This window comes from Archangium lansingense (genome assembly GCF_026626635.1).
Lineage (GTDB): Bacteria > Myxococcota > Myxococcia > Myxococcales > Myxococcaceae > Archangium > Archangium lansingense.
Map to the genome: position 1 here is coordinate 9,086,344 of NZ_JAPNKA010000001.1, position 25,626 is coordinate 9,111,969.

The window sequence follows — 25,626 nt, forward strand, 5'->3', positions numbered from 1 at the left end:
GTGTCCTCCACCTCCACTCTGCTGGATCTGATCGAGGAGCGCGCCACGCGCCTCTCCGAGGCGCCCCTCTTCCACTTCGTCGAGGACTCTGACAGCGACAACAGCACCCTGTCTTACGCAGGGCTGCTGCAACGCGCCCACGCCATTGGCGCCTGCCTACAACAGCTCGCTACACCAGGCGAGCGAGCTGTCCTGATCTACCCGCCGGGCCTCGAGTACGTCACCGGCTTCTTCGGCTGCATGGCCTCGGGCGTCATCGCCGTTCCCGCCTACCCGCCCGACCCCTCCCGCCTGGAGCGCACCCTTCCGCGCCTGCGCTCCATCATCCAGGACAGTCAGGCCTCGGTGGTGCTCACCACCTCCTTCATCCTCTCCATGGCCGAGGTCCTCTTCGAGTCCGCTCCCGACTTGAAGCAGCTGCGCTGGGTGGCCACCGATGAGCTTCCGGCCGACGCCGCGCGGGACTGGCACCGGCCCGACTTAGGCCCCGGCTCGCTGGCCTTCCTCCAGTACACCTCGGGCTCTACTGGCACTCCCAAGGGAGTGGAGCTCACACACTCCAACCTGCTGCACAACCTGCGACTCATCCACGGCGCCTTCGGCATGAACTCGGGAAGCGCCGGCGTCATCTGGCTGCCGCCCTACCATGACATGGGGCTCATCGGCGGAATCCTCGGCACCGTGTACGGCGGGTTCTCCACCTCGCTGATGTCGCCGATGACCTTCCTGCGCCGCCCCCTGCGCTGGCTGGAGGTGCTCTCCCGCACGCACGGCACCATCAGCGGCGGGCCCAACTTCGCCTTCGACCTGTGCGTGCGAAAGAGCAGCGAGGCCGAGCGCGCCGCCCTCGGCCTGAGCCACTGGGAGGTGGCCTTCTGCGGCGCGGAGCCCATCCGCCCCGAGACCTTGGAGCGTTTCGCCCAGGCGTTTGCCCCCAGCGGCTTCCGTCGTGAGGCCTTCTACCCCTGCTATGGCCTCGCCGAAGGCACCCTCATCGTCTCCGGTGGCCAGTTGGGCGTGGCTCCCGTGCGCCAGTCCCTGGACACGCACCGGCTTCGCGAAGGCCGCGCCGTGGCCGCGTCGCCAGAGCAGACGCACAGCCAGACCCTGGTGGGCTGCGGGTATTCGCTGCCGGACCAGCAGGTGCTCGTGGTGCACCCAGAGACGCTGCTGCCCTGCACTCCCGGCGAGGTGGGTGAGGTCTGGGTGAAGGGACCCAGCGTGGCCCGCGGCTACTGGGGCCGCCCCGAGGACACCGCGCGAGACTTCCACGCGCATACGGCGGACGGCACCGGGCCTTTCCTGCGCACCGGTGACCTGGGCTTCCTTCAGCAAGAGAGCGGCCAGCTCTTCGTCACCGGCCGACTCAAGGACCTCGTCATCATCCGCGGGCGCAACCACCACCCGCAGGACCTCGAGCTGACGGCGGAGCAGGCCAGCGCGGCGCTGCGGCCCGGGTGTGGAGCGGCCTTCTCGGTGGAGGTGGAGGGCGAGGAGCGCCTGGTGCTGGTGTACGAGGCAGACACGCGCCGCCAGCCCGTGGAGGTGGAGGAGGTCACGCGCGCCGTCAGCCAGCGGGTGGCCGCGACGCACGAACTGCAACTGCATGCGCTGACGCTCATCACCCCTGGCAGCCTGCCCAAGACGTCCAGCGGGAAGATCCAGCGCAGAGCCACTCGGGCGGCATTCCTCTCGGGTGAGTTGCAGGAGCTTGCCGCGTGGCGCGCGCACCCGGCCGGCCTGTCCGAGGAGCCAAGCTCCAGCGAGCCACAGGTCATCGAGACACAGGAGCGGCCTGGTACGCCCGAGGCGATGGAGGAGTGGCTGCGAGCCCGGCTGGCGCGGCGGCTGAAGGTGGCCCCGCAGCAGTTGGAGCGCGACGAGCCACTCACCGGCTACGGCCTGGACTCGCTGGCGGCGGTGGAGCTGTCGTACGAGGTGGAGAAGGGCCTGGGCGTGAGACTGCCCATGGATGCGCTGCTGGGAGGGCCCACGCTGGCCGAGCTGGCTCAGCGACTCATCCGTCTGGATCCGGCCTCCGCTGGGCCGGCCGCCACCAGTCCCCTGCCTCGCGCCCCCCGCGAGCAGCCCCTCCCGCTCTCCTTCGCACAGCAGCGGCTGTGGTTCCTCGACGAGCTCTCCCCGGGCAGCCCCCTCTACAACATCCCCGCCGCGGTGCGGCTGCACGGCGCACTGGACGTCTCCGCCCTCGAGCGCACCTTCTCCGAGCTGGTGCGCCGCCACGAGTCCCTGCGCACCACCCTCCACTCCGAGCAGGGCCTCGCCTCCCAGCGCATCCACCCCCAGGGCCACCTCGAGCTCTCTCGGGTGGACCTCGGCGAGCTGCCTCCCCAGCAGCGTGAGTCCGAGGTACTGCGTCTCACCTATGAAGAGACGCTGCGCCCCTTCGACCTGAAGCGCGGCCCCCTGCTGCGCACCTGCCTGCTGCGGCTCTCCGACTCCGAGCACGTGCTGGTGCTCTGCATGCACCACATCGTCTCCGACGGCACGTCCATGGGCGTGCTGGTGCGCGAGGTGGCCGCCCTCTACGAGGCCTTCTCGCAGGGCAGGCCCTCGACCCTGCCCGAGCTGCCTGTGCAGTACGCCGACCATGCCCTCTGGCAGCGCCAATGGATGCAGGGCCAGGAGCTGGACGAGCAGCTCTCCTGGTGGAAGCAGCAGCTTGCCGGCGCCCCTGGCCTGCTGGAGCTACCTACGGACAAGCCGCGTCCGCCCGTGCAGGGTCACGGCGGCGCCAGCATCCCGGTGCGGCTGCCCTCGGCCACGTGGGAGTCACTCAAGGCCCTGGCCTGGCGCGAGGGCGTCACGCCCTTCATGCTCCTGCTGGCCGCCTTCCAGGTGGTGTTGCACCGCCACTCGGGCGAAGAGGACATCTGCGTCGGCACGCCTATCGCCGGCCGCACCCGCGCCGAGACGCAGGGCCTCATCGGATTCTTCGTCAACACCCTGGTGCTGCGCACACGGCTGGACGGCAATCCCTCCTTCCGCCAACTGCTGCGGCACGTGCGGGACACGACGCTGGGTGCCTATGCCCACCAGGACGTCCCCTTCGAGAAGCTGGTGGAGGAGGTCCGGCCAGTACGCCACCTCAGTCACAGCCCCCTCTTCCAGGTCATGCTCGTGCTGCAGCCTGACCCGCTGCCCGGCTTCACCCTGCCTGGGCTGACGCTCAGCCACGTGGAGCTGGAGAGCCGCACCTCCAAGTTCGATCTCACCCTGTCCCTCAGTGAGTCCGCTCAGGGACTCGCGGGGACGCTGGAGTACGCCACCGACCTCTTCGAGTCCGCCACCGTGGCGCGACTGGCGGGCCACCTGCACCTGTTGCTGGAGGGAGTGCTCGCCCATCCCGAGCAGCGCATCTCCGAGCTGCCGCTGATCACCGAGACGGAGCGGAACCAGGTGCTGCGCGAGTGGAACGACACTCACGCTCCCTTGCCGGTGGACACCTGTATCCACCACCTCTTCGAGTCCCAGGTTCTTCGTTCTCCGGACGCTCCCGCGCTTGGCTTCGAAGGCTCCTGGCTCTCCTACCGTGAGCTCGACGAGCGCTCCAACCAGCTCGCCTGGCACCTGCGTCACCTCGGCGTCCGCCCTGAGGTCCGCGTCAGCCTTTGCTCTGAGCGCTCCCTGGAGATGGTTGTCGGCCTCTTCGCCATCCTCAAGGCCGGTGGCGCCTACGTCCCCCTCGACCCCTCCTACCCTCGCGAGCGTCTGGAGTGGATGCTGGAGGACTCCCAACCCGCCGTTCTCCTGGCCCAGCCCTCCCTCCTGCCTCTCCTCCCCTCGTCTCCTGAGGCCCGCGTAGTGCCTCTGCTGCTGGGTGACGAAGCCCTTCGCTCCTACCCCACCCACGCGCCCCCTCCTCTCGCCTCTCCGGACAACCTCGCCTACGTCATCTTCACCTCCGGCTCCACTGGCCGCCCCAAGGGCGCCATGAATTCCCACCGCGCTGTCTGCAACCGCCTCCTCTGGATGCAGCATGCCCTCGGCCTGGGTGCCCATGACGTCGTCCTGCAGAAAACTCCCTACAGCTTCGACGTCTCCGTCTGGGAGTTCTTCTGGCCTCTCATGGTCGGCGCTCGCCTCGTATTGGCCCGCCCCGGTGGCCACCAGGAGCCCGACTACCTGCTGCGCCTCATTCACCAGCAGCGCGTCACCACCGCTCACTTCGTCCCCTCCATGCTCCTGCCTTTCCTCGAGCAGCCGGGCCTGGAGCTCTCCTCCTCCCTCCTACGCGTGGTGTGCAGCGGCGAGGCCCTCTCCCCGGAGCTCGAGCACCGCTGCATCCAGCGCCTGCCCTCCGCTCGCCTCTTCAACCTCTACGGCCCCACCGAAGCCGCCGTCGACGTCACCTCCTTCTCCTGCCTCCCCTCCTCCGGCCGCCGCTCCGTCCCCATCGGCCGCCCCATCTCCAACACCTCCATCCTCCTGCTCGACACCCACCTGCACCCGGTGCCCGTGGGTGTCCCCGGCGAGCTCTTCATCGGCGGCCTCCAGGTGGGCCGCGGCTACCTCTCCCGCCCTGACCTCACCGCCGAGCGCTTCATCCCCGACCCCTTCGGCGCTCCCGGCTCCCGCCTCTACCGCACCGGCGACAAGGCCCGCTGGCTGCCCGACGGCAACATTGAGTACCTGGGCCGGCTCGACTTCCAGGTGAAGGTGCGCGGCCTGCGCATTGAGTTGGGTGAAATCGAAACCGCTCTGGAGCACCACCCCCACGTGCGCCAGGCCGTCGTGGCCGTCCGCGAGGACGTGGCTGGCGACAAGCGCCTGGTGGCCTACGTAGTTGCTCCCTCCGAGCAGCCTCCCTCCGCTGTCACTCTGCGCGACTTCCTCAAGCAGAAGCTGCCCGAGTACATGGTGCCCTCGGCCTTCGTTGTCCTCCCCTCCCTGCCTCTGACGGCCAGCGGCAAGGTGGACAGGAAGGCCCTCCCCGCTCCCAACGGCTCGCTCGCTTCCACCGCTGAGTACGTCGCTCCTCGCAACGACGTGGAGCAGCGCCTGTGCGACATCTGGGCCCAGGTGCTCGGCCTGCCCAAGGTGGGCATTCACGACAATTTCTTCGAGCTGGGTGGCGACTCCATCATCAGCCTCCAGGTCGTTGCCCGCGCCCGCCAGGGGGGCCTCTCTCTCGCCACTCGCGACCTCTTCCAGCACCAGACGGTGTCGCAACTCGCCCAGGTGGTGCGCACCACCTCCGAGCCGCTGAGTGAGCAAGGGCCTGTCACCGGCCCCGTACCGCTCACGCCCGTCCAGCTCCAACTGTTGCGGCACGATCCGGCCCACGCCCACCACTTCAACCAGGCCGTGCTCCTGGCTTCGCGCCAGCCCCTGGAGCCGTCCCTGCTGGAGAAGTCCCTCCAGCACCTGCTCTCCCATCACGATGCCCTGCGCCTGCGCTTCCGCCAGCACGAGGGCTCCTGGTTGCAGGAAAACGCCGGCCCCGAGGAAGCATCCTTCCAGCTCCTCCAGGTGGACCTCTCCACCACCCCCGCGCCCGAGCAATCCGCCGCGCTCGAAGCCGAAGCCTCACGCCTGCAGGCCAGCTTCGACCTCTCTCAGCCGCCCCTGCTGCGTGCGGCCCTCTTCCATCTGGGCCAGGGCCAGCAGCGCCTGCTCCTCATCGCCCACCACCTCGTCATCGACGCCGTCTCCTGGCGTCTGATCCTGGAGGACCTCGAGGCCGCCTACGCCCAGTTCCAGCACGGCGTCTCCGTGTCGCTGCCGGCCAAGAGCACTTCCCTCCAGGCCTGGGCTCGCCGCCTGCAGGCCCATGCTCACTCCGAGTCCCTGCTCGCCGAGGTTCCTCTCTGGCTGGATGAGGCCCGTCGGCATGTGGCGCCGCTTCCCACCGACGCCTCCGGCGCCAACACCCACGCATCCGAGCGCTCCGTCTCCGTCGGCCTCGACACGGAAGAGACGGCGCTGCTGCTCCAGGAGGTCCCCTCTTCCTGGCGCGCGCACATCAACGATGTGCTGCTCACCGCGCTGGCCCAGGCACTCTCCGAGTGGACGGGCCAGTCCCAGCTCCTGGTCCACCTGGAAGGCCACGGCCGCGAGGAGCTCTTCGACGACGTGGACCTCTCTCGCACCGTGGGCTGGTTCACCTCCTTCACTCCCGTGCTGCTGCCGCTGCCTATCGGTGGCTCGGCCGGTGAGAGCCTGCGCTCCGTACGGGACTCGCTGCGCCGCCTGCCCCACCACGGCATCGGCTTCGGTCTGCTCAAGTGGCTGGGCCCTCCCGAGGTGGCTGAACAGCTCCGCGCCCTACCTGTGCCGCAGGTGGCCTTCAACTACCTCGGCCAGCTCGACGCCACGGCCTCCTCCAACCGCCTCTTCTCCCTGACCTCCGAGTCCTCCGGACCTCGCGCCGCTCCCTCCGGAACCCGCCAGCACGTGCTGGAGGTGAACGGCTCCGTCCTCGGTGGCCGGCTGCAACTCGACTTCGGCTACAGCACCCACCGCCATCACGCGGCCACCATCGAGCGCCTCGCCCAGCGCTTCCTCCACCACCTGCGCGCCCTCATCTCGCTGCGCACCTCCGAGGACGCTCGCCGCTTCTCGCCGGGTGACTTCCCCCTCGCGGCCCTCTCCCAGTCGTCGCTCGACTCGCTGCTGAAGCAGACTGGGCCCGACCTCGAGGACATCTACCCGTTGTCCCCGACCCAGCAGGGCATGCTCTTCCACGCTCTGCTCTCCCCCGAGTCCACTGTCTATTTCATGCAGCACTCCTGGGCCATCCACTCCGCCCTGGATGCCGCTGCCCTCCATCAGGCCTGGCAGTCCACCACCGAGCGGCTCACCCACCTCCGCACCTCATTCCACTGGCAGGGGCTCGACGCTCCGCTCCAGGTGGTGCACTCGCGCCTCCCCTGCGCCTTCGAGGTGCTCGACTGGCGCGCGCTCCCCTCCGCCGAGCAGCAGGAGCGCTACCAGCAGTACCTCCTCGAGGAGAGACAGCGCGGCTTCGAGCTGCGCCGTGCGCCCCTCATGCGCATGACGGCCTTCCGCCTCCAGGAGAAGGTGTGGCGCCTGCATTGGAGCCACTCCCACCTGCTGCTGGATGGCTGGAGCCTCGGCATGGTGCTTCAGGAGTTTTTCTCCCTCTACGACTCCGTCCTCTCCGGCAGAGCTGCCCCTCCCTCGGCGCGCACGCCCTACCGGGACTACGTCGCCTGGCTGCGGCAGCGGGATGAGTCGGCCGATGAGTCCTTCTGGCGCTCCTACCTGGCCGGCGTCTCGTCGCCCACGCCGCTCCCGGCTGACACCCATGCCTCCCCGCCGCCGGGACAGGCGCCCTCCCACCCCTTCCACGAGCTGCACCTCTCCGCCGAGGCTAGCGCCGCGCTGCAGTCCTTCTCGCGCCAGCACCAGCTCACCCTCAACACCCTGGCCCTGGCCTCCTGGGCCCTCGTCCTCTCCCGATACAGCGGTGAGAACGAGCTCCTCTTCGGCACCACCTTCTCCGGCCGCCCCCCCGAGCTTCCTGGATCCGGCTCCATGGTGGGCCTCTTCATCAACACGCTGCCCGTTCGCGTCCGCCTGCCCCCGGGCTCCACTCCGCTGCTGCCCTGGCTCCAGTCGCTCCAGGTGCAACTGGCGGAGCCGCGCCAGTACGAGTTCGCTCCATTGGTGCGCGTCCAGTCGTGGAGCGAGCTGCCCCGCGGCACGTCCCTCTTCGAGTCCCTGCTCGTCGTCGAGAACTACCCCATCGACGCCACGCTGCGGCAGCGCACCTCTTTCCTCGACGTGCGTGACGCCATCGCCGCCGAGCGCTCCAACTACCCCCTCGCCCTCGCCGTCATTCCGGGCCCCACCTCGTTGCGGCTGCTGCTCTCCCATGACGAGCCCCGCTTCCCCGCCGAGGCGATGAAGCGGCTGCTCTCTCATTGGCGCACCGTCATGGAGGGGCTGGTGGTCCGGCCCTCGGCGCGCCTGGACGACGTCACCCTGCTGTCGGACGCCGAGCGCCTCCAGGTGCTGGGCGAGTGGAGCCGCACTCCGGGCTTCCCGCCCGAGCAGCCCGTCCACCGCCTCATCGAGGCCCACGCTCACCTCACTCCGCACGCTCCCGCCGTGCGCTTCGGTGACGAGCTCCTCACCTACTCCCAGCTCAACTCCCGCGCCAACCAGCTCGCTCGCCACCTGCGCCGCCTCGGCGTTGGCCCAGAGGTCCTCGTCTCCCTCTGCCTCGAGCGCTCCGTCGAGCTCGTCGTCTCCATGCTCGCCACCCTCAAGGCCGGTGGCTCCTGGCTCTCTCTCGACCCCTCCCTCCCCTCCGAGCGTCTGGACTTCATCGCCTCCGACGCTCTCTCCCCCGTCCTCCTCACCCACTCCTCCCTCGAGCACCTCCTCGACCGTCGCGGCTTCGTCTTCCTCTTCGACGAGCACTGGGAGCGCGTCGAGCTCGAGTCCGAGGACGACCTCAACCTCTCCGTCGACGGCGGCAACCTCGCCTACGTCATCTACACCTCCGGCTCCACCGGCCGTCCCAAGGGCACCCTCCTCACCCACGGTGGCCTGGCCAACACCGCTCTCCAAGCGGCTCGCGCCCATGGCTACCGCCCCGACAGCCGCGTCCTCCAGTTCGCCAGCACCAGCTTCGACGCCTCCGTCTGCGAGGTGTTCTCCTCCCTCGTCGCCGGTGCCTGCCTCTGCCTGGCCTCCAAGGAGCAACTACTTCCCAGTGAGCCCCTGCGCTCTCTGCTGGTGCAGCAGTCCATCACCGCGGTGACGCTCACTCCCTCAGTCCTCGCCCAGCTCGAGCCCCAAGGGCTGCCCAACCTGGAGACCCTCATCTCCGCCGGCGAGGCCTGTACTCCCGAGCTGGCCCGCCGCTGGTCTCAGGGCCGCACCCTGCTCAATGCCTACGGCCCCACCGAAGTCACCATCTGCGCCACCATCACCGGTCCGGTGGACGCTGAGCGCCTGTCCATCGGCCGCGCCCTGCCCAACGTGCAGGTGTACGTGCTCGACGAGCGTCTGCAGCCCGTGGCCCCTGGCGTCCCCGGCGAGCTGTATGTCGGTGGTGCCGGCCTGGCTCGTGGCTACCTCGGCCGCCCGGAGCTCACCGCTGAGCGTTTCATTCCCCACCCCTTCGCCGCTCTACCCGGCGAGCGCCTCTACCGCACCGGTGACAAGGTGCGCTGGTCCGCTCGCGGCGAGCTGGAGTACCTGGGCCGCATCGACTTCCAGGTGAAGCTGCGCGGCTTCCGCATCGAGCTGGGTGAAGTGGAGTCGGTGCTTCGCGAGCAGCCCGGCGTTCACGAGTCCGTCGTGGTTCTGCGCGAGGACTCTCCCGGCGACAAGCGCCTGGTGGCCTACGTCGTGCCCTCTGCCGGCGAGCAGGTGGAGCCTCAGTCCCTCCGCACCGCCCTGCTCTCGCGTCTGCCCGAGTACATGGTGCCCTCCGCCTTCGTCTCCCTGACGGCCCTGCCCCTGACTACCAGCGGCAAGGTGGACAGGAAGGCCCTGCCTGCTCCGGCTGGCTCCGGCACCGCCTCCTCCGAGTACGTCTCTCCCCGCACCGACACCGAGCTGCGCCTGGCCTCCATCTGGAGCGAAGTCCTGGATGTTCATCAGGTGGGCCTTCATGACGACTTCATGTCTCTCGGTGGCCACTCCCTGCTGGCCACTCAAGTCGTCTCCCGCATCCGCGCCGCCTTCGGCGTGGAACTGCCCCTTCGCATCCTCTTCGAGGCCACCACCCTTCAGGCCCTGGCCCAGCAGCTCGACGCCGCCGCGAACACCGCGCAGGCCACCCGGCTCCCGTCCCTGACGCTCGCCTCGCGCGAGCAGCCGCTTCCCCTTTCCTTCGCCCAGCAGCGCTTGTGGTTCCTCGAGCAGCTCGAGCCGGGCCGCGCCACGTACAACACGTCCGCCGTCATTCGCATGGCCGGCAGTCTCGACGTCGCGGCGCTCGAGCGCAGCTTCACCGAGGTCGTGCGCCGTCACGAGTCGTTGCGCACCACGTACCACGCGCAGGAGGAGGGCACGGCCATCCAGGTCATTGCCGCGCCCACCGCGAAATCACTGCCCCTGGTGGATCTGAGTGCCCTGCCCGAGTCCCAGCGGGAATCCGAGACCCGGCGCCTCGCCCAAGAGGAGGGCCAGCGTCCCTTCGACCTGGAGCGCGGCCCGCTGCTGCGCGCCGCCCTGCTGCGGCTCTCCGACTCCGAGCACCAGCTCATCGTGGTCGTGCACCACATCATCTCCGACGGCTGGTCCGTCACCGTGCTCATCCAGGAGATGAGCACCCTTTACGCGGCGTTCTCACAGGGCCAGCCCTCGCCCCTGCCCGAGCTGCCCGTGCAGTACGCCGACTACGCCCTCTGGCAGCGCCAGTGGCTGCAAGGCGAGGAGCTGGAGCGACAGATCTCCTACTGGCAGCAGCAGCTCTCCGGCGCACCGAGCCTCCTGGAGCTGCCCACTGACAGGCCCCGTCCCTCCGTCCAGAGCTTCCGCGGTACCACCCTGCCCGTCCACTTCCCCCGCGAGCTGTCCGAGTCGCTCAAGGTCCTGGCCCAGCGCGAAGGCGTCACTCCCTTCATGCTCGTGCTGGCCCTCTTCCAGGTGCTGCTGCAGCGCTACTCGGGGCAGGACGACGTCAGCGTTGGCTCCCCCATCGCCGGCCGCCGCCTCTCCGAGCTCGAGGGCCTCATCGGCTTCTTCGTCAACACCCTCGTGCTGCGCACCCGTCTGGAGGGAAACCCCACCTTCCGGGAGCTGCTCCAGCGCGTGCGCGAGACCACTCTGGGCGCCTATGCGCACCAGGATCTTCCCTTCGAGAAGCTCGTCGAGGAACTCCAGCCCGAGCGCAACCTCAGCCACAGCCCTCTGTTCCAGGTGTGGTTCATGCTCGACAAGCCCCGCCTCAGCGACTTCTCCAGCGCGGGCCTGAAGATGAGCGCCCAGGAGCCTGATACCGGCATCTCCAGGTTCGATCTCACCCTCTTACTCTCCGACACCGCTGAGGGCCTGTCCGGCAGCTTCGACTACAACACCGATCTCTTCGACGCCTCCACCATCTCCCGCATGGCCGAGCACCTGCGGATGCTGATGCAAGGTGTGGTGGACGCACCAGAGGCCTGCCTCTCCGAGCTACCTCTGCTCACCCCGACCGAGCGCCAGCAGGTGCTCGTCAGCTGGAACCAGTCCCGCCGCGAGCTCCCAGAGTCCCCGCTCGTCCACCGCCTCTTTGAGGCCCAGGTCCTCCGCGACCCGAGTGCGCCCGCGCTTCGCTTCGGCGGCGAGCAGCTCACCTATGGCGAACTCAACGCCCGCGCTAACCAGGTCGCTCGCCACCTGCGCCACCTCGGCGTCGGCCCCGACGTCCTCGTCTCCATCTGCCTGGAGCGCTCCCTCGACCTCGTCGTCGCCATCCTCGCCACCCTCAAGGCTGGCGGCGCCTGGCTTCCGCTCGACCCGTCCCTTCCTTCCGAGCGTCTGGACTTCATCACCACCGACGCCAGGTCTTCCGTCCTCCTCACTCACTCCTCCCTCAAGCACCTGCTCGACCGCCGAGGCTCCGTCTTCTTCATGGACGAGGACTGGACTCGCGTCGAGCACGAGTCCGAGGACAACCTCGACGTCCCCGTGGATGGCGCCAACCTCGCCTACGTCATCTACACCTCCGGCTCCACCGGCCGTCCCAAGGGCACCCTCCTGCAGCACCGCGGCCTGTGCAACACCGCCCTGCAGACTCTCGACTTCATGGCCCTGCGGCCCGGCTGCCGCCTCCTCCAGTTCTTCTCCTCCGCCTTCGACGCCTCCGTCTCCGAGGTCTTCCCCTCCCTGCTCTCCGGCGCCTGCCTCGTTCTCGCCTCCCGCGACGAGCTCCTGCCCGGTGCTCCTCTCCTGAAGCTGGTGCAGGAGCAGTCCATCACCACCCTCAAGCTCACCCCCTCCGTCCTCGCCCAAATGGAGCCCGACGGGCTGCGCGGCGTCCAGACTCTCATCTCCGCCGGTGAGGCCTGCTCTCCTGAGTTGGTGGCTCGCTTCTCTCCGGGGCGCCGCTTCGTCAACGCCTACGGCCCCACCGAGGCCTCCGTCTGCGCCACCGTCAATTCCGAGGTCGACGCCCAGCGTGTCTCCATCGGCCGGCCCTTCCACAACGTCCGCGCCTACGTGCTCGACTCGCACCTGCAACCGGTGCCTGTCGGCGTGCCCGGTGAGCTCTTCATCGGCGGCGTGGGCCTCGCTCGCGGCTACCTCGGCCGTCCGGAGCTCACCGCCGAGCGCTTCATCCCCAACCCCTTCTCCTCCGAGCCGGGGGCCCGTCTCTACCGCACCGGTGACAAGGTTCGCTGGCTTGCCGACGGCAACCTCGAGTACCTGGGCCGCATCGACTTCCAGGTAAAGCTGCGTGGCTTCCGCATCGAGCTGGGTGAAGTGGAGTCCGTCCTCGTCCAGCACTCCTCAGTCCGCGAGGCCGTCGTAGCCCTGCGCGAGGACACCCCGGGCCACAAGCGCCTCGTGGCCTACCTCGTGCCCACTTCCCCTCTCCCCTCGGGAGAGGGACGGGGTGAGGGTATCTCGGGCCCAGGGTTGAATCCCGAGGCCGTGCGTACCTGGCTGCGACAGAAGCTGCCCGACTACATGGTGCCCTCGGCCTTCGTCTCCCTGGAGTCCCTGCCCCTCAACTCCAGCGGCAAGGTGGACAGGAAGGCCCTACCCGCTCCGGACTTCTCCCGCTCCGAGCTCAAATCCGCTTACGCCGCGCCTCGTAACGACACCGAACAACGCCTGTGCGACATCTGGTCCAAGGTGCTTGGCGCTCCCCAGGTCGGCATCCACGACAACTTCTTCGAGCTGGGCGGCGACTCCATCATCAGCCTCCAAGTTGTCGCCCGTGCTCGACAGGCCGGCCTCGTCCTCACCACCCGCCAGCTCTTCCAGCATCAGACGGTGGCGCAACTGGCCCAGGTGGTGAAGTCCGCCTCCGAGCCGCTGGGCGAGCAGGGCCCCATCACCGGCCCCGTGCCGCTCACACCCGTCCAGCACCACCTGCTGCGGCACGACCCGGCTCACGCGCACCACTTCAACCAGTCCGTGCTCCTGGCCTCGCGTCAGCCTCTAGAGCCGTCGCTGCTGGCGAAGACTCTCCAGCACCTGCTCTCCCACCACGATGCCCTGCGTCTGCGCTTCTGCCAGCACGAGGGCTCCTGGCTGCAGGACAACGCCGGCCCCGAGGAGGCGTCCTTCCAGCTCCTCCAGGTGGACCTCTCCACCACCCCCGCGCACGAGCAATCCGCCGCGCTCGAAGCCGAGGCCTCTCGAGTGCAGGCCAGCTTCGACCTTTCTCAACCGCCCCTGCTGCGCGCGGTCCTCTTCCACCTGGGCCAGGGCCAGCAGCGCCTGCTGCTCGCCGTCCACCACCTCGTCATCGACGCCGTCTCCTGGCGCGTGCTCCTGGAGGATCTCGAGACCGCCTACGCCCAGTTCCAGCAGAGCGGCTCGGTGACGCTGCCCGCCAAGAGCACCTCCTTCCAGTCCTGGGCCCGCCGCCTGCGTGACTACGCTCGCTCCAAGGACCTCGCCGCCGAGGCACCGCTCTGGATGGACGAGGCGCGTGAGCAGGTGGCCCCGCTGCCCACCGATGCCTCCGGGCTCAACACGAACGCCTCCGAGCGCTCCGTCTCCGTGCGTCTCGACGCCGAGGAGACCCGGCTGCTGCTCCAGGAGGTCCCCTCCGCCTGGCGCGCGCACATCAACGATGTGCTGCTCACCGCCCTCGCGCAGGCCCTCCGCGAGTGGACAGGCCAGTTCCAACTCCTGGTCCACCTGGAAGGCCACGGCCGCGAGGAGCTCTTCGGCGACGTGGACCTCTCGCGCACCGTGGGCTGGTTCACCTCCTTCACCCCCGTGCTGCTGCCGCTGCCTTCTGGCGGCTCGGCCGGTGACTGCCTGCGCTCCGTGCGCGATTCGCTGCGCCGCCTGCCCCACCACGGCATCGGCTTCGGCCTGCTCGAGTGGATGGGCCCGCCCGACGTGGCTCAGCAGTTCCAGGCGCTCCCCGCGCCCCAGGTGGCCTTCAACTACCTGGGACAGCTCGATGCCACGGCCGCCGCCAGCCGCCTCTTCTCCCTGGCCTCCGAGTCCTCCGGGCCGCATAGCGCGCCCTTCGGCTCGCGCCTGCATGTGCTGGAGGTCAACGGGTCCGTCCTCGGCGGGCAGCTGCAGCTTGCATTCAGCTACAGCGCCCACCTGCACCACGCGGCCACCATCGAGTCGCTGGCCGGGCGCTTCCTCCACCACCTGCGCGCACTCATCTCCCTGCGCACCTCCGAGGACGCCCGCCGCTTCTCCCCGGGTGACTTCCCTCTCGCCTCGCTCGCCCAGCCGTCGCTCGACGCGCTGCTGCGTCATGCCGGGTCTGATGTCGAGGACCTCTACCCGCTGTCCCCCACCCAGCAGGGCATGCTCTTCCACTCCCTGCTCTCCCCCGAATCCTCCACCTACTTCGAGCAGCTCTCCTGGACGGTGACGTCCGCGCTCGACCTGCCCGCCTTCCTACGAGCCTGGGACGCCTGCCTCCAGCTCCACCCCCTCCTCCGCTCCTCCTTCCACTGGGAGGGGCTCGATTCACCGCTCCAGGTGGTCCACTCCCGCGTCGAGCTGCCCTTCGAGCTGCTCGACTGGAGCACGCTGCCCATCACGGAGCAGCAGGGCCGCTTCGAGCAACTCCTGCGCGAGCAACGTCAGCTCGGCTTTGACCTGCGCCGCGCGCCTCTCATGCGCCTGACGGCGGTGCGCCTGGCAGATGGCTCCCTGCGCTTCCTCTGGAGCCACCACCACCTGCTGGTGGATGGCTGGAGCCTGGGCCTCCTCATGAAGGAGGTCTTCTCCCTCTACGACGCCTTCCGGGCAGGGCCCGCGCCGCAGCTCCCCTCCAGGCCGTCCTTCCGCGACTACATCGCCTGGCTGTCGCGCCGCGATGCCTCCGGTGACGAGGCTTACTGGCGTTCCTACCTGGAGGGCTTCTCCTCCTCCACGCCCCTGCCCGCCGACACACACGCCGCACCTGCACAGGGTCAGCAGCCGACGCAACCCACCCTCGAGCTAAGTCTGTCGCCCGAGGCCACCGCCTCCCTGCAGGCCTTCGCCCGCCAGCACCAGCTCACCCTGCACACCCTGGCCCTCGCGGCATGGGGCCTCGTGCTCTCTCGCTACTCCGGCGAGCAGGATGTCGTCTTCGGCAACACTGTCGCAGGCCGGCCGCCCGAGCTGCCCGGCTCCGACGCCATGGTGGGTGTCTTCATCAACTCCCTGCCCATCCGCGTCCAGCTCCCGTCCAGCACCTCGCCGCTGGTGCCCTGGCTCCAGTCGCTCCAGGCCCAGCAGCTCGAGCAGCGCCAGTACGAGCCCTCTCCACTCGTCCAGGTCCAGGCCTTCAGCCAGGCGCCCCGCGGCACGCCGCTCTTCGACTCCCTGCTCGTCTTCGAGAACTACCCTCTCGATGCCTCGCTCCTGGCCTCGTCCATCCAGGTCCGCGACATCCAAGGCTTCGAGCGCACCAACTATCCGCTCACGCTCTCCGTCCTGCCCGGCGCCGCCCTCCGCCTGCGCGCTGTCTACGACTCGCCCCGCTTCGAGCCCGCTTCCATGCAGCGGCTGCTGGAGCACTGGCGCTCGGCCCTGCTCTCCCTGGCCTCCGCCTCTCGCGTGGATGAGGTCTCCCTGCTCTCTGAAGCCGAGCGCCATCAGGTGCTCGTGCAGTGGAACGACACCTCCGCCGACTTCCCGGCCGAGGCCTGCATCCACCACCTCTTCGAACAGCAGGTGGCCCTCCGCCCCGATGCCATCGCCGTCGAGTTCGGCGACCAGCGCCTCACCTATCGCCAGCTCGAGGCCCGCTCCAACCAGCTCGCCCGCCTGCTGCGCGCACACGGCGTCGGCCCCGATGTGCTGGTGGCGCTGTGTCTAGAGCGCTCGCTGGAGCTCATCGTCTCCCTGCTGGCCATCCTCAAGGCCGGTGGCGCCTACCTCCCGCTGGACGCCTCCTATCCCGCTCAGCGCCTGGCCTTCATGCTCGAGGATGCTCCGCCTCTCCTCCTGCTCACCTCGCGCGCCCTCCTCCCCCAGCTTTCCCTTCCTGCCCCCATCTCCACGCTGCTCGTCGATGAGGTGAACCTCGCAGGGCTGTCCTCCTCCGCTCCCGCCTCTGGCGTCACCTCCCGCAACCTCGCCTACGTCGACTTCACCTCGGGCACCACCGGCCGTCCCAAGGGCGTTGCTATTGAGCACCGCTCCGTCCTTCGCCTCTTCCACGGCATCCACTACGCCAACCTCGGCCCCGAGGAGACCTTCCTCCTCATCGCCCCCATCTCCTTCGACGCATCCACCCTGGAGCTCTGGGGCCCCCTCCTCTTTGGCGGCCGTCTCGTCGTCTTCCCGCCTCAGTCTCCCAGCGACCTGGAGCTGCTCTCCCAGGTACTCACCAAGCATCAGGTGACGACTCTCCACCTCACCGCGGGCCTCTTCTCCCAGGTGGTGGAGCACAAGCCCGAGTGCCTGCGCGGCCTGCGCCAGCTGCTCACCGGTGGTGACGTCGTCTCCGCTCCCCACGTGCGCCGCGTCCTGGAGTCTCTCGGCATTCCCGTCACCGCCTGCTACGGCCCTACTGAGAGCACCCTTTTCACCTCCTGCTTCCGCATGTCTCGGCCCGAGCAGGTGGGCTCGGCCGTCCCTATCGGTTCCCCCATCGCCAACACCCAGGTGTACCTGCTGGATGCTGCTTTCCAGCCCGTGCCCGCTGGCGTTCCAGGCGAGCTCTTCATCGGTGGCGACGGACTGGCTCGCGGCTACCTCTCCCGCCCTGAGCTCACCGCCGAGCGCTTCCTCCCCAATCCCTTCGGAGCCCCTGGCACCCGCCTCTACTGCACGGGCGACCTGGCCCGCTGGCGCCCTGACGGTGCCCTTGAGTTTCTCGGCCGCATCGACAACCAGGTGAAGGTGCGTGGCTACCGCATCGAACTGGCCGAGGTGGAGTCCGCCCTGCTGGCACATCCCTCCGTGCGCGAGGCCGTTGCCCTCATCCGCGAGGACGTGCCCGGCGACAAGCGCCTGGTGGCCTATTTCACCTCCGAGTCCAAGCAACTCGACGCATCCACCCTGCGTGCCTTCCTCCAGCAGCGGCTGCCCGAGTTCATGCTGCCCTCGGCCCTCGTTCACATCGAGGCGCTGCCGCTCACTTCAAACGCCAAGGTCGATCGCAAGGCCCTGCCCGCTCCGGACGGAGCGCTCGCGTCCGCCGCTGACTACGTCGCTCCTCGCAGCGAAACGGAACAGCAGCTTGCCTCTGTTTGGGGCGAAGTGCTGCGCGTTGAGCGCGTGGGCCTCCACGACAACTTCTTCGAGCTCGGCGGCCACTCGCTGCTGGCCACCCAGGTCGTCTCCCGCATCCGCTCCGCGTTCGGTGTGGAGTTGCCCCTGCGCGCCCTCTTCGAGGCCCCCACCCTCGAGGCGCTCGCCAGCACCATCGCGGCCTCCACCCGCACCACGCCCACCCTGCCGCCCCTGCGGCCCGTGTCGCGCCAGCAGCCCCTGCCCCTGTCCTTCGCACAGCAGCGGCTGTGGTTCCTCGATCAGCTCATCCCCGATAGCGCGCTGTACAACATGCCCGCCGCGCTGCGGCTGGAAGGCACGTTGGACACGGCCGCGCTGGAGAAGAGCCTCTCCGAGCTGGTGCGCCGCCACGAGGCCCTACGCACCTCTTTCCCATCCGAGTCCGGCCAGCCCCTCCAGGTGATTGCGCCGCCCTCGCCCATGGCTCTGGAGCGCGCCGACCTCAGCGCCCTGTCCGCCGCCGAGCGGGAAACCGAAGCCCGTCGACGGGTAGAGGAAGAGTGCCGCCGGCCCTTCTCCCTTGCCCGCGGTCCGCTGCTGCGCGCCCTGCTGCTCAAGCTGACCGACACCGAGCACGTGCTACTGCTCAACATGCACCACATCATCTCCGATGGTTGGTCCATGAGCGTGCTGGTGCGCGAGGTGGCCGCCCTCTACCAGGCCTTCTCCCAGGGCCTGCCCTCGCCTCTGCCCGAGCTTCCCCTCCAGTACGCTGACTACGCCGCCTGGCAGCGCCAGTGGCTCCAGGGTGAGGCGCTGGAAGCGCAGCTCTCCTACTGGCGCCAACAGCTCGCCCACGCGCCCCAGTTGCTGGAGCTGCCCACCGACAAGCCCCGGCCCGCCGTGCCGTCCTATCGCGGCTCCCTCCTCTCTCGGGTCATGCCTCGTGCACTCTCCAAGGCGCTCGAAGCACTCTGCCAGCGCGAGGGCGTCACGTCCTTCATGGCCCTGCTGGCCACCTTCCAGACGCTGCTCTCTCGCTACTCCGGCCAGACAGACGTCCTCGTCGGCACCGACATCGCCGGCCGCACCCATGCCGACACCGAGGGCCTCATCGGCTTCTTCGTCAACCAGCTCGTCATGCGCGGGGACCTCTCCGGCAACCCCACCTTCCGCGAGCTGCTCAGCCGCACCCGCCAGGTGGCCCTCGGCGCCTACGCCCACCAGGACGTCCCCTTCGAGGAGCTGGTGCGTGTGCTCAACCCCGAGCGCAGCCTCTCTCACGCTCCTCTCTTCCAGGTGAAGCTCGTCCTGCAGAACGCTCCGGCTCCAGAGCTGCGCCTGCCTGGCCTCACCTTCCGCAGCGCGCAGAGTGCCACTGGCGCCGCCAAGTTCGACCTCACCCTCTTCGTTGACGAGACTCCCTCTGGCCTCTCCTTCGTCTGCGACTTCAGCACCGACCTCTTCGAGCCCAGCACCATCTCCCGTCTCATGGAGCACCTGCAGGTGCTGCTGGAAGCGGCCGTCTCCAACCCCGACTCCCGCCTCTCCTCCCTTCCCCTTCTCACTGAGGCCGAACGCCAGCTACTCCTTGTCGACTGGAACGACACTCACGCTCCCCTCCCCGCCGACACCTGCGTCCACCACCTCTTTGAGTCTCAGGCCCGACTCACTCCAGACACCCTCGCCGTCTCTTTCGGCGACCAGCGCCTCTCCTTCCGTCAGCTCGACGAGCGCTCCAACCAGCTCGCACACCACCTGCTCTCCCTCGGCGTCGGCCCTGACGTTCGCGTCGGCCTGTGCCTCGAGCGCTCCCTGGAGATGGTTGTCGGCCTCCTCGGCGTCCTCAAGGCTGGCGCCGCCTACGTCCCCCTCGACCCCTCCTACCCCTCCGAGCGCCTGGCCTTCATGCTTCGCGACTCGCTCACTCCCATCCTCCTCACCCAGCAACACCTCGCCGACGAGCTTCCCGTCCAGAGCGAGTTCCTCGTCTGCCTGGACTCCGATTGGGACTCCATCTCCTCTCAGCCCTCGCACTCCCCCAACGTGCGCGTGCTCCCCGACAACCTCGCCTACGTCATCTACACCTCTGGCTCCACCGGCCGCCCCAAGGGCGCCATGTTGGAGCACCGCGGCGTCGTCAACTACCTGCTCTGGTGCACCCAGGCCTACTCCATTGCCCAGGGCAACGGCTCTCCCGTCCACTCCTCCCTCTCCTTCGACCTCACCGTCACCAGCCTCCTGGCCCCTCTCATGGTGGGCCGCCCTGTCCTCCTCGTCCCTGACTCCCAGGGCTTCGAGGGCCTCTCCCAGGCTCTGCTCAGCGGCGACAACTTCAGCCTCGTCAAGCTCACCCCCAGCCACCTGCGTCTGCTCCAGCAGCAGCTTCCCTCCGACAAGGCCGCTGGCCTCACCCGCTCCTTCATCATCGGCGGCGAGGCCCTCACCTCCGACATGCTCGCCTTCTGGCGCACGCATGCTCCCCTCACTCAGCTGGTGAATGAGTACGGCCCCACCGAGACGGTTGTCGGCTGCTGCGTCCACACCGTCTCCGCCCATGATGCCGCCGCCGGTGCTGTCTCCATCGGCCGCCCCATCTCCAACACCCGCCTCTACCTCCTCGACTCTCACCTGCAGCCGGTGCCCGTAGGTGTCCCGGGTGAGCTCTTCATCGGCGGTGTCCAGGTGGGCCGCGGTTACCTCGGCCGTCCGGAGCTCACCGCCGAGCGCTTCCTCCCCGACCCCTTCTCCTCCACGCCCGGTGCCCGCCTCTACCGCACCGGTGACAAGGCTCGCTGGCTGCCCGACGGCAACCTCGACTACCTGGGCCGCATCGACTTCCAGGTGAAGCTGCGCGGCTTCCGCATCGAGCTGGGCGAAATCGAAGCCTCCCTGGAGCTTCACCCCCAGGTGCTCCAGGCCCTCGTCCTGGTGCGCGAGGACTCCCCCGGTGACAAGCGTCTGGTGGCCTACGTGGTGCCCACCGCCTCCACTTCCCCTCTCCCTCCGGGAGAGGGACGGGGTGAGGGTATCTCGCTCCCCGGGTTGAAGCCCGAGGAGCTGCGCACCTGGCTGCTGCGGAAGCTGCCCGAGTACATGGTGCCCTCTGCCTTCGTCTCCCTGGAGTCCTTGCCCCTCACCTCCAATGGCAAGGTGGACAGGAGCGCCCTGCCTCCTCCTGGCTCCGCACTCACGCCCGACGCCGGGTACATCGCCCCTCGCAACCAGACCGAGCAGCAGCTCGCCTCCATCTGGAGTGAGGTGCTGCAGCTCGAGCGCGTGGGCATTCACGACAACTTCTTCGAGCTCGGTGGCCACTCTCTGCTTGCCACCCAGGCCATTGCTCGCATCCGCTCCGCCTTCAGCGTCGAGCTCCCCGTACAGGACTTCTTCGAAGCTCCCACCGTCGAGGCGCTCGCCCGTGTCATCGACGCCACCACCCGTACCACGCCCACCCTGCCGCCCTTGCGGCCCGTGTCGCGCGAGCAACCCCTGCCCCTGTCCTTCGCCCAGCAGCGGCTGTGGTTCCTCGATCAGCTCATCCCCGACAGCGCGATCTACAACGTGCCCTCTGCGCTGCGGCTGGAAGGCACGCTGGACACGGCCGCGTTGGAGCACAGCCTCTCCGAGCTGGTACGCCGCCACGAGGCACTGCGCACCACCTTCGCCTCTGAAGCCGGTCAGCCCCTCCAGGTGATTGCTCCGCCCTCGCCCCTGGCGCTGGAGCGCGCTGACCTCAGTGCCCTGCCCACGCACGAGCGTGAGGCCGGGGCCCACCGTCTCCTCGAGGAGGAGTGCCGCCGGCCCTTCTCCCTGGCCCGCGGCCCGCTGCTGCGAGCCCTGTTGCTGAAGCTGTCGGACACCGAGCACGTGCTGCTGCTCAACCTGCACCACATCATCTCCGATGGCTGGTCCATGGGCGTGCTGGTGCGTGAGGTGGCCGCCCTCTACGAGGCCTTCTCCCAGGGCAAGCCCTCACCTCTGCCCGAGCTTCCCCTCCAGTACGCCGACTACGCCGCCTGGCAGCGCCAGTGGCTCCAGGGCGAGACGCTCGAGGCTCAGCTCTCCTACTGGCGCCAGCAGCTCGCCCATGTACCCCGGTTGCTGGAGCTGCCCACCGACAAGCCCCGTCCCACCGTGCCTTCCTACCGCGGGGCCAACCTCTCCCGGCTCATGCCTCGTGCACTCTCCCAGTCGCTCGAGTCGCTCTGCCAGCGCGAGGGTGTCACCTCCTTCATGGCCCTGCTGGCCGCCTTCCAGGTCCTGCTCTCGCGCTACTCCGGCCAGACGGACATCGTGGTGGGCACCGACATCGCCGGCCGCACCCACGCCGACACCGAGGGCCTCATCGGCTTCTTCGTCAACCAGCTCGCCATGCGCGGGGACCTCTCCGGCAACCCCACCTTCCGCGAGCTGCTCGGCCGCACCCGCAAGGTGGCCCTCGGCGCCTACGCCCACCAGGACATCCCCTTCGAGGAGCTGGTGCGTGTGCTCAACCCCGAGCGCAGCCTCGCCCATGCGCCCATCTTCCAGGTGAAGCTCGCCCTGCAGAACACCCCCGCTCCCGAGCTCCGGCTGCCCGGCCTCACCCTGCGAGCCGAGGAGAACACCACGAGCGCGGCGAGGTTCGATCTCACGCTCTACGTCAACGAGACCGAGCAGGGCCTGGCCTTGCTGTGTGACTACAGTACGGACCTGTACGAGGCCAGTACCCTGGCCCGTCTCATGGAGCACCTGCAGGTGTTGCTGGAGGCGGCCATCGCCAATCCCGACCTGCGCCTGTCCTCGCTGCCCTTGCTCACCGAGGCCGAGCGGCACCAGGTGTTGCGCGAGTGGAACGACACTCACGTACCCCTGCCGGTGGACACCTGCATCCACCACCTCTTCGAGTCCCAGGCGCTGCGCACGCCGGATGCGCCCGCCCTGGGCTTCGAGGGCTCCTGGCTGACCTACCGCGAGCTGAACGAACGCGCCAACCAACTCGCCTGGCGCTTGCGCCACCTGGGTGTCGGGCCCGAGGTCCGCGTGGGCCTGTGCTCCGAGCGCTCCCTGGAGATGGTGGTGGGCCTCTTCGCCATCCTCAAGGCCGGCGGCGCCTACGTGCCCCTCGACCCCTCCTACCCTCGCGAGCGCCTGGGCTGGGTGATGGAGGATGCCCGTCCCGCCGTGCTCCTGGCCCAGCCCGCCCTGCTGCCGCGCCTCCCGCAGGAGCACGGTGCCTCCGTGGTGTCCCTGGACCTCGATGACGAGGTGCTGCGCGGCCAGCCCACGCACGCGCCCGCGCCTCTGGCCAGCCCGGACAACCTCGCCTACGTCATCTTCACCTCGGGCTCCACCGGCCGTCCCAAGGGCGTCCAGGTGCCCCACCGCACCGTGGCCAATTTCTTCACCGCCATGGAGGCGAGCCTGCACAGGCCCGAGCGCGGTGTGTGGCTGGCCGTCACCAGCCTCTCCTTCGACATCTCCGTCCTGGAGTTGCAGTGGACGCTCTCGCGCGGCTTCTCCGTCGTGCTCCCGTCCAACACCCTGGGCACCGGCTGGCTGGCCAAGGCCGTGCGCCAGCACTCCGTCACCCACCTCCAGTGCACGCCCTCCATGGCGCGAGCCCTCCTGCTCGAGGCCTCTTCCTCCGAGGCCCTGCGCTCGCTCCAACAGATGCTCGTGGGCGGCGAGGCCATGTCCGCCGAGCTGGCGCGCGAACTGCGCCAGCGCGTGCCCTCCCTGCTCAACATGTACGGGCCTACGGAGACCACCGTCTGGTCCTCCACCCACTGCGTGCCCGCTCAGCTCGACGGCCCCGTCCCCCTGGGCACGCCCATCGCCAATACCCAGCTGTACGTGCTGGATGAGCGCATGCAGCCGGTGCCCCTCGGCATCTCCGGAGAGCTCTTCATCGGCGGCGAGGGAGTGGTGCGTGGCTACCTCGGCCGCCCAGACCTTACCGCCGAGCGCTTCGTACCGGACCCGTTCAGTGCCACGCCCGGTGCCCGGCTCTACCGCACGGGAGACCGGGTGCGCCGCCGCGCCGACGGCTCGCTCGAGTTCCTGGGCCGCATCGACTTCCAGGTGAAGGTGCGCGGCTACCGCATCGAGCTCGGCGAGATTGAGACCGCGCTGCAACAGCAGGCCCAGGTGCGTCAGGCCGTGGTGGTGGTGCGCGAAGACTCCCCCGGCGACAAGCGCCTGGTGGCCTATGTGGTGCCAGACTCCGCCGGGCAGCCGCCCTCCGTCACCGCCCTGCGCGACTTCCTCCAGCAGCGGCTGCCCGAGTACATGGTGCCCGCGGCCTTCGTCTTCATGGAAGCGCTGCCCCTCACCGCCAATGGCAAGGTGGACAGGAAGGCCCTGCCCGCTCCGGACGGGGCGCTCATGGCCACCGCCGAGTACGTCGCTCCTCGCAATGAGACGGAGCAGCGGCTCGCCTCCGTCTGGAGCGAGGTGCTGCGCGTCGAGCGCGTGGGCCTCCACGACAACTTCTTCGAGCTCGGCGGCCACTCGCTGCTGGCCACCCAGGTCGTCGCCCGTATCCGCTCCGTGTTCGGGGTGGAACTGCCCCTGCGCGCCCTCTTCGAGGCCCCCACCCTCGAGGCGCTCGCCCGTGGCATCGACGCCAGCACCGGCTCCACGCCAGCGCTCGCCCCTCCCCCGCTACAGCCCGTGTCGCGCCAGCAGCCCCTGCCTCTGTCCTTCGCTCAGCAGCGGTTGTGGTTCCTCGATCAGCTCATCCCCGACAGCCCTCTGTACAACCTGCCGGCGCCCCTGCGGCTGGAGGGCACGCTGGACACGGCCGCGCTGGAGAAGAGCTTCTCCGAGCTGGTGCGCCGCCATGAGGCCCTGCGCACCTCCTTCCCCTCCGAGTCTGGCCAGCCCCTCCAGGTGATTGCTCCGCCCTCGCCCATGGTGCTGGAGCGCGCCGACCTCAGCGCCCTGCCCGCTCATGAGCGAGAGGCCGAGGCCCGTCGGCGGGTGGAAGAGGAGTGCCGTCGTCCCTTCTCCCTCGCCCGAGGGCCACTGCTGCGCGCCCTGCTGCTCAAGCTGGCCGACACCGAGCACGTCCTGCTGCTCAACATGCACCACATCATCTCCGATGGTTGGTCCATGAGCGTGCTGGTGCGCGAGGTGGCCGCTCTCTACCAGGCCTTCTCCCAGGGTCTGCCCTCGCCCCTGCCCGAGCTTCCCCTCCAGTACGCCGACTACGCCGCCTGGCAGCGCAACTGGCTCCAGGGCGAAGCGCTGGAGGCCCAGCTCTCCTACTGGAGCCAGCAGCTCGCCCACGCGCCCCAATTGCTGGAGCTGCCCACCGACAAGCCTCGGCCCGCCGTACCTTCCTACAGCGGTGCAAGTGTCTCCCGGCTCATGCCGAGTACGCTCTCCAAGGCGCTCGAGTCGCTCTGCCAGCGCGAGGGCGTTACGTCCTTCATGGCCCTGCTGGCCACCTTCCAGACGCTGCTCTCTCGCTACTCTGGCCAGACAGACGTCCTCGTCGGCACCGACATCGCCGGCCGTACCCATGCCGACACCGAGGGCCTCATCGGCTTCTTCGTCAACCAGCTCGTCATGCGCGGCGACCTCTCCGGTGACCCCTCCTTCCGCGAGCTGCTCGGCCGCACCCGCAAGGTGGCCCTCGGCGCCTACGCACACCAGGACGTCCCCTTCGAGGAGCTGGTGCGCGTGCTCAACCCCGAGCGCAGCCTCTCTCACGCTCCCCTCTTCCAGGTGAAGCTCGTCCTGCAGAACGCTCCGGCTCCCGAGCTGCGCCTGCCTGGCCTCACCTTCCGCAGCGCGCAGAGTGCCACTGGCGCCGCCAAGTTCGACCTCACCCTCTTCGTTGACGAGACTCCCTCTGGCCTCTCCTTCGTCTGCGACTTCAGCACCGACCTCTTCGAGCCCAGCACCATCTCCCGTCTCATGGAGCACCTGCAGGTGCTGCTGGAAGCGGCCGTCTCCAACCCCGACTCCCGCCTCTCCTCCATTCCCCTTCTCACTGAGGCCGAACGCCAGCTACTCCTTGTCGACTGGAACGACACTCACGCTCCCCTCCCCGCCGACACCTGCGTCCACCACCTCTTTGAGTCTCAGGCCCGACTCACTCCAGACACCCTCGCCGTCTCTTTCGGCGACCAGCGCCTCTCCTTCCGTCAGCTCGACGAGCGCTCCAACCAGCTCGCACACCACCTGCTCTCCCTCGGCGTCGGCCCTGACGTTCGCGTCGGCCTGTGCCTCGAGCGCTCCCTGGAGATGGTTGTCGGCCTCCTCGGCGTCCTCAAGGCTGGCGCCGCCTACGTCCCCCTCGACCCCTCCTACCCCTCCGAGCGCCTG

Annotated in this window: 1 protein-coding gene (only partly in view); it reads left to right on the forward strand. The window is 69.0% G+C overall.

The features are described 5' to 3' along the window. A protein-coding gene (locus OV287_RS35990; protein ID WP_267538560.1) for a non-ribosomal peptide synthase/polyketide synthase crosses the window boundary here: on the forward strand, positions 1-25,626 show its 5' portion. 1,665 nt of this gene lie beyond the right edge of the window; only the first 25,626 of its 27,291 coding nucleotides appear in the window; its start codon is at positions 1-3; its stop codon lies beyond the right edge, outside the window.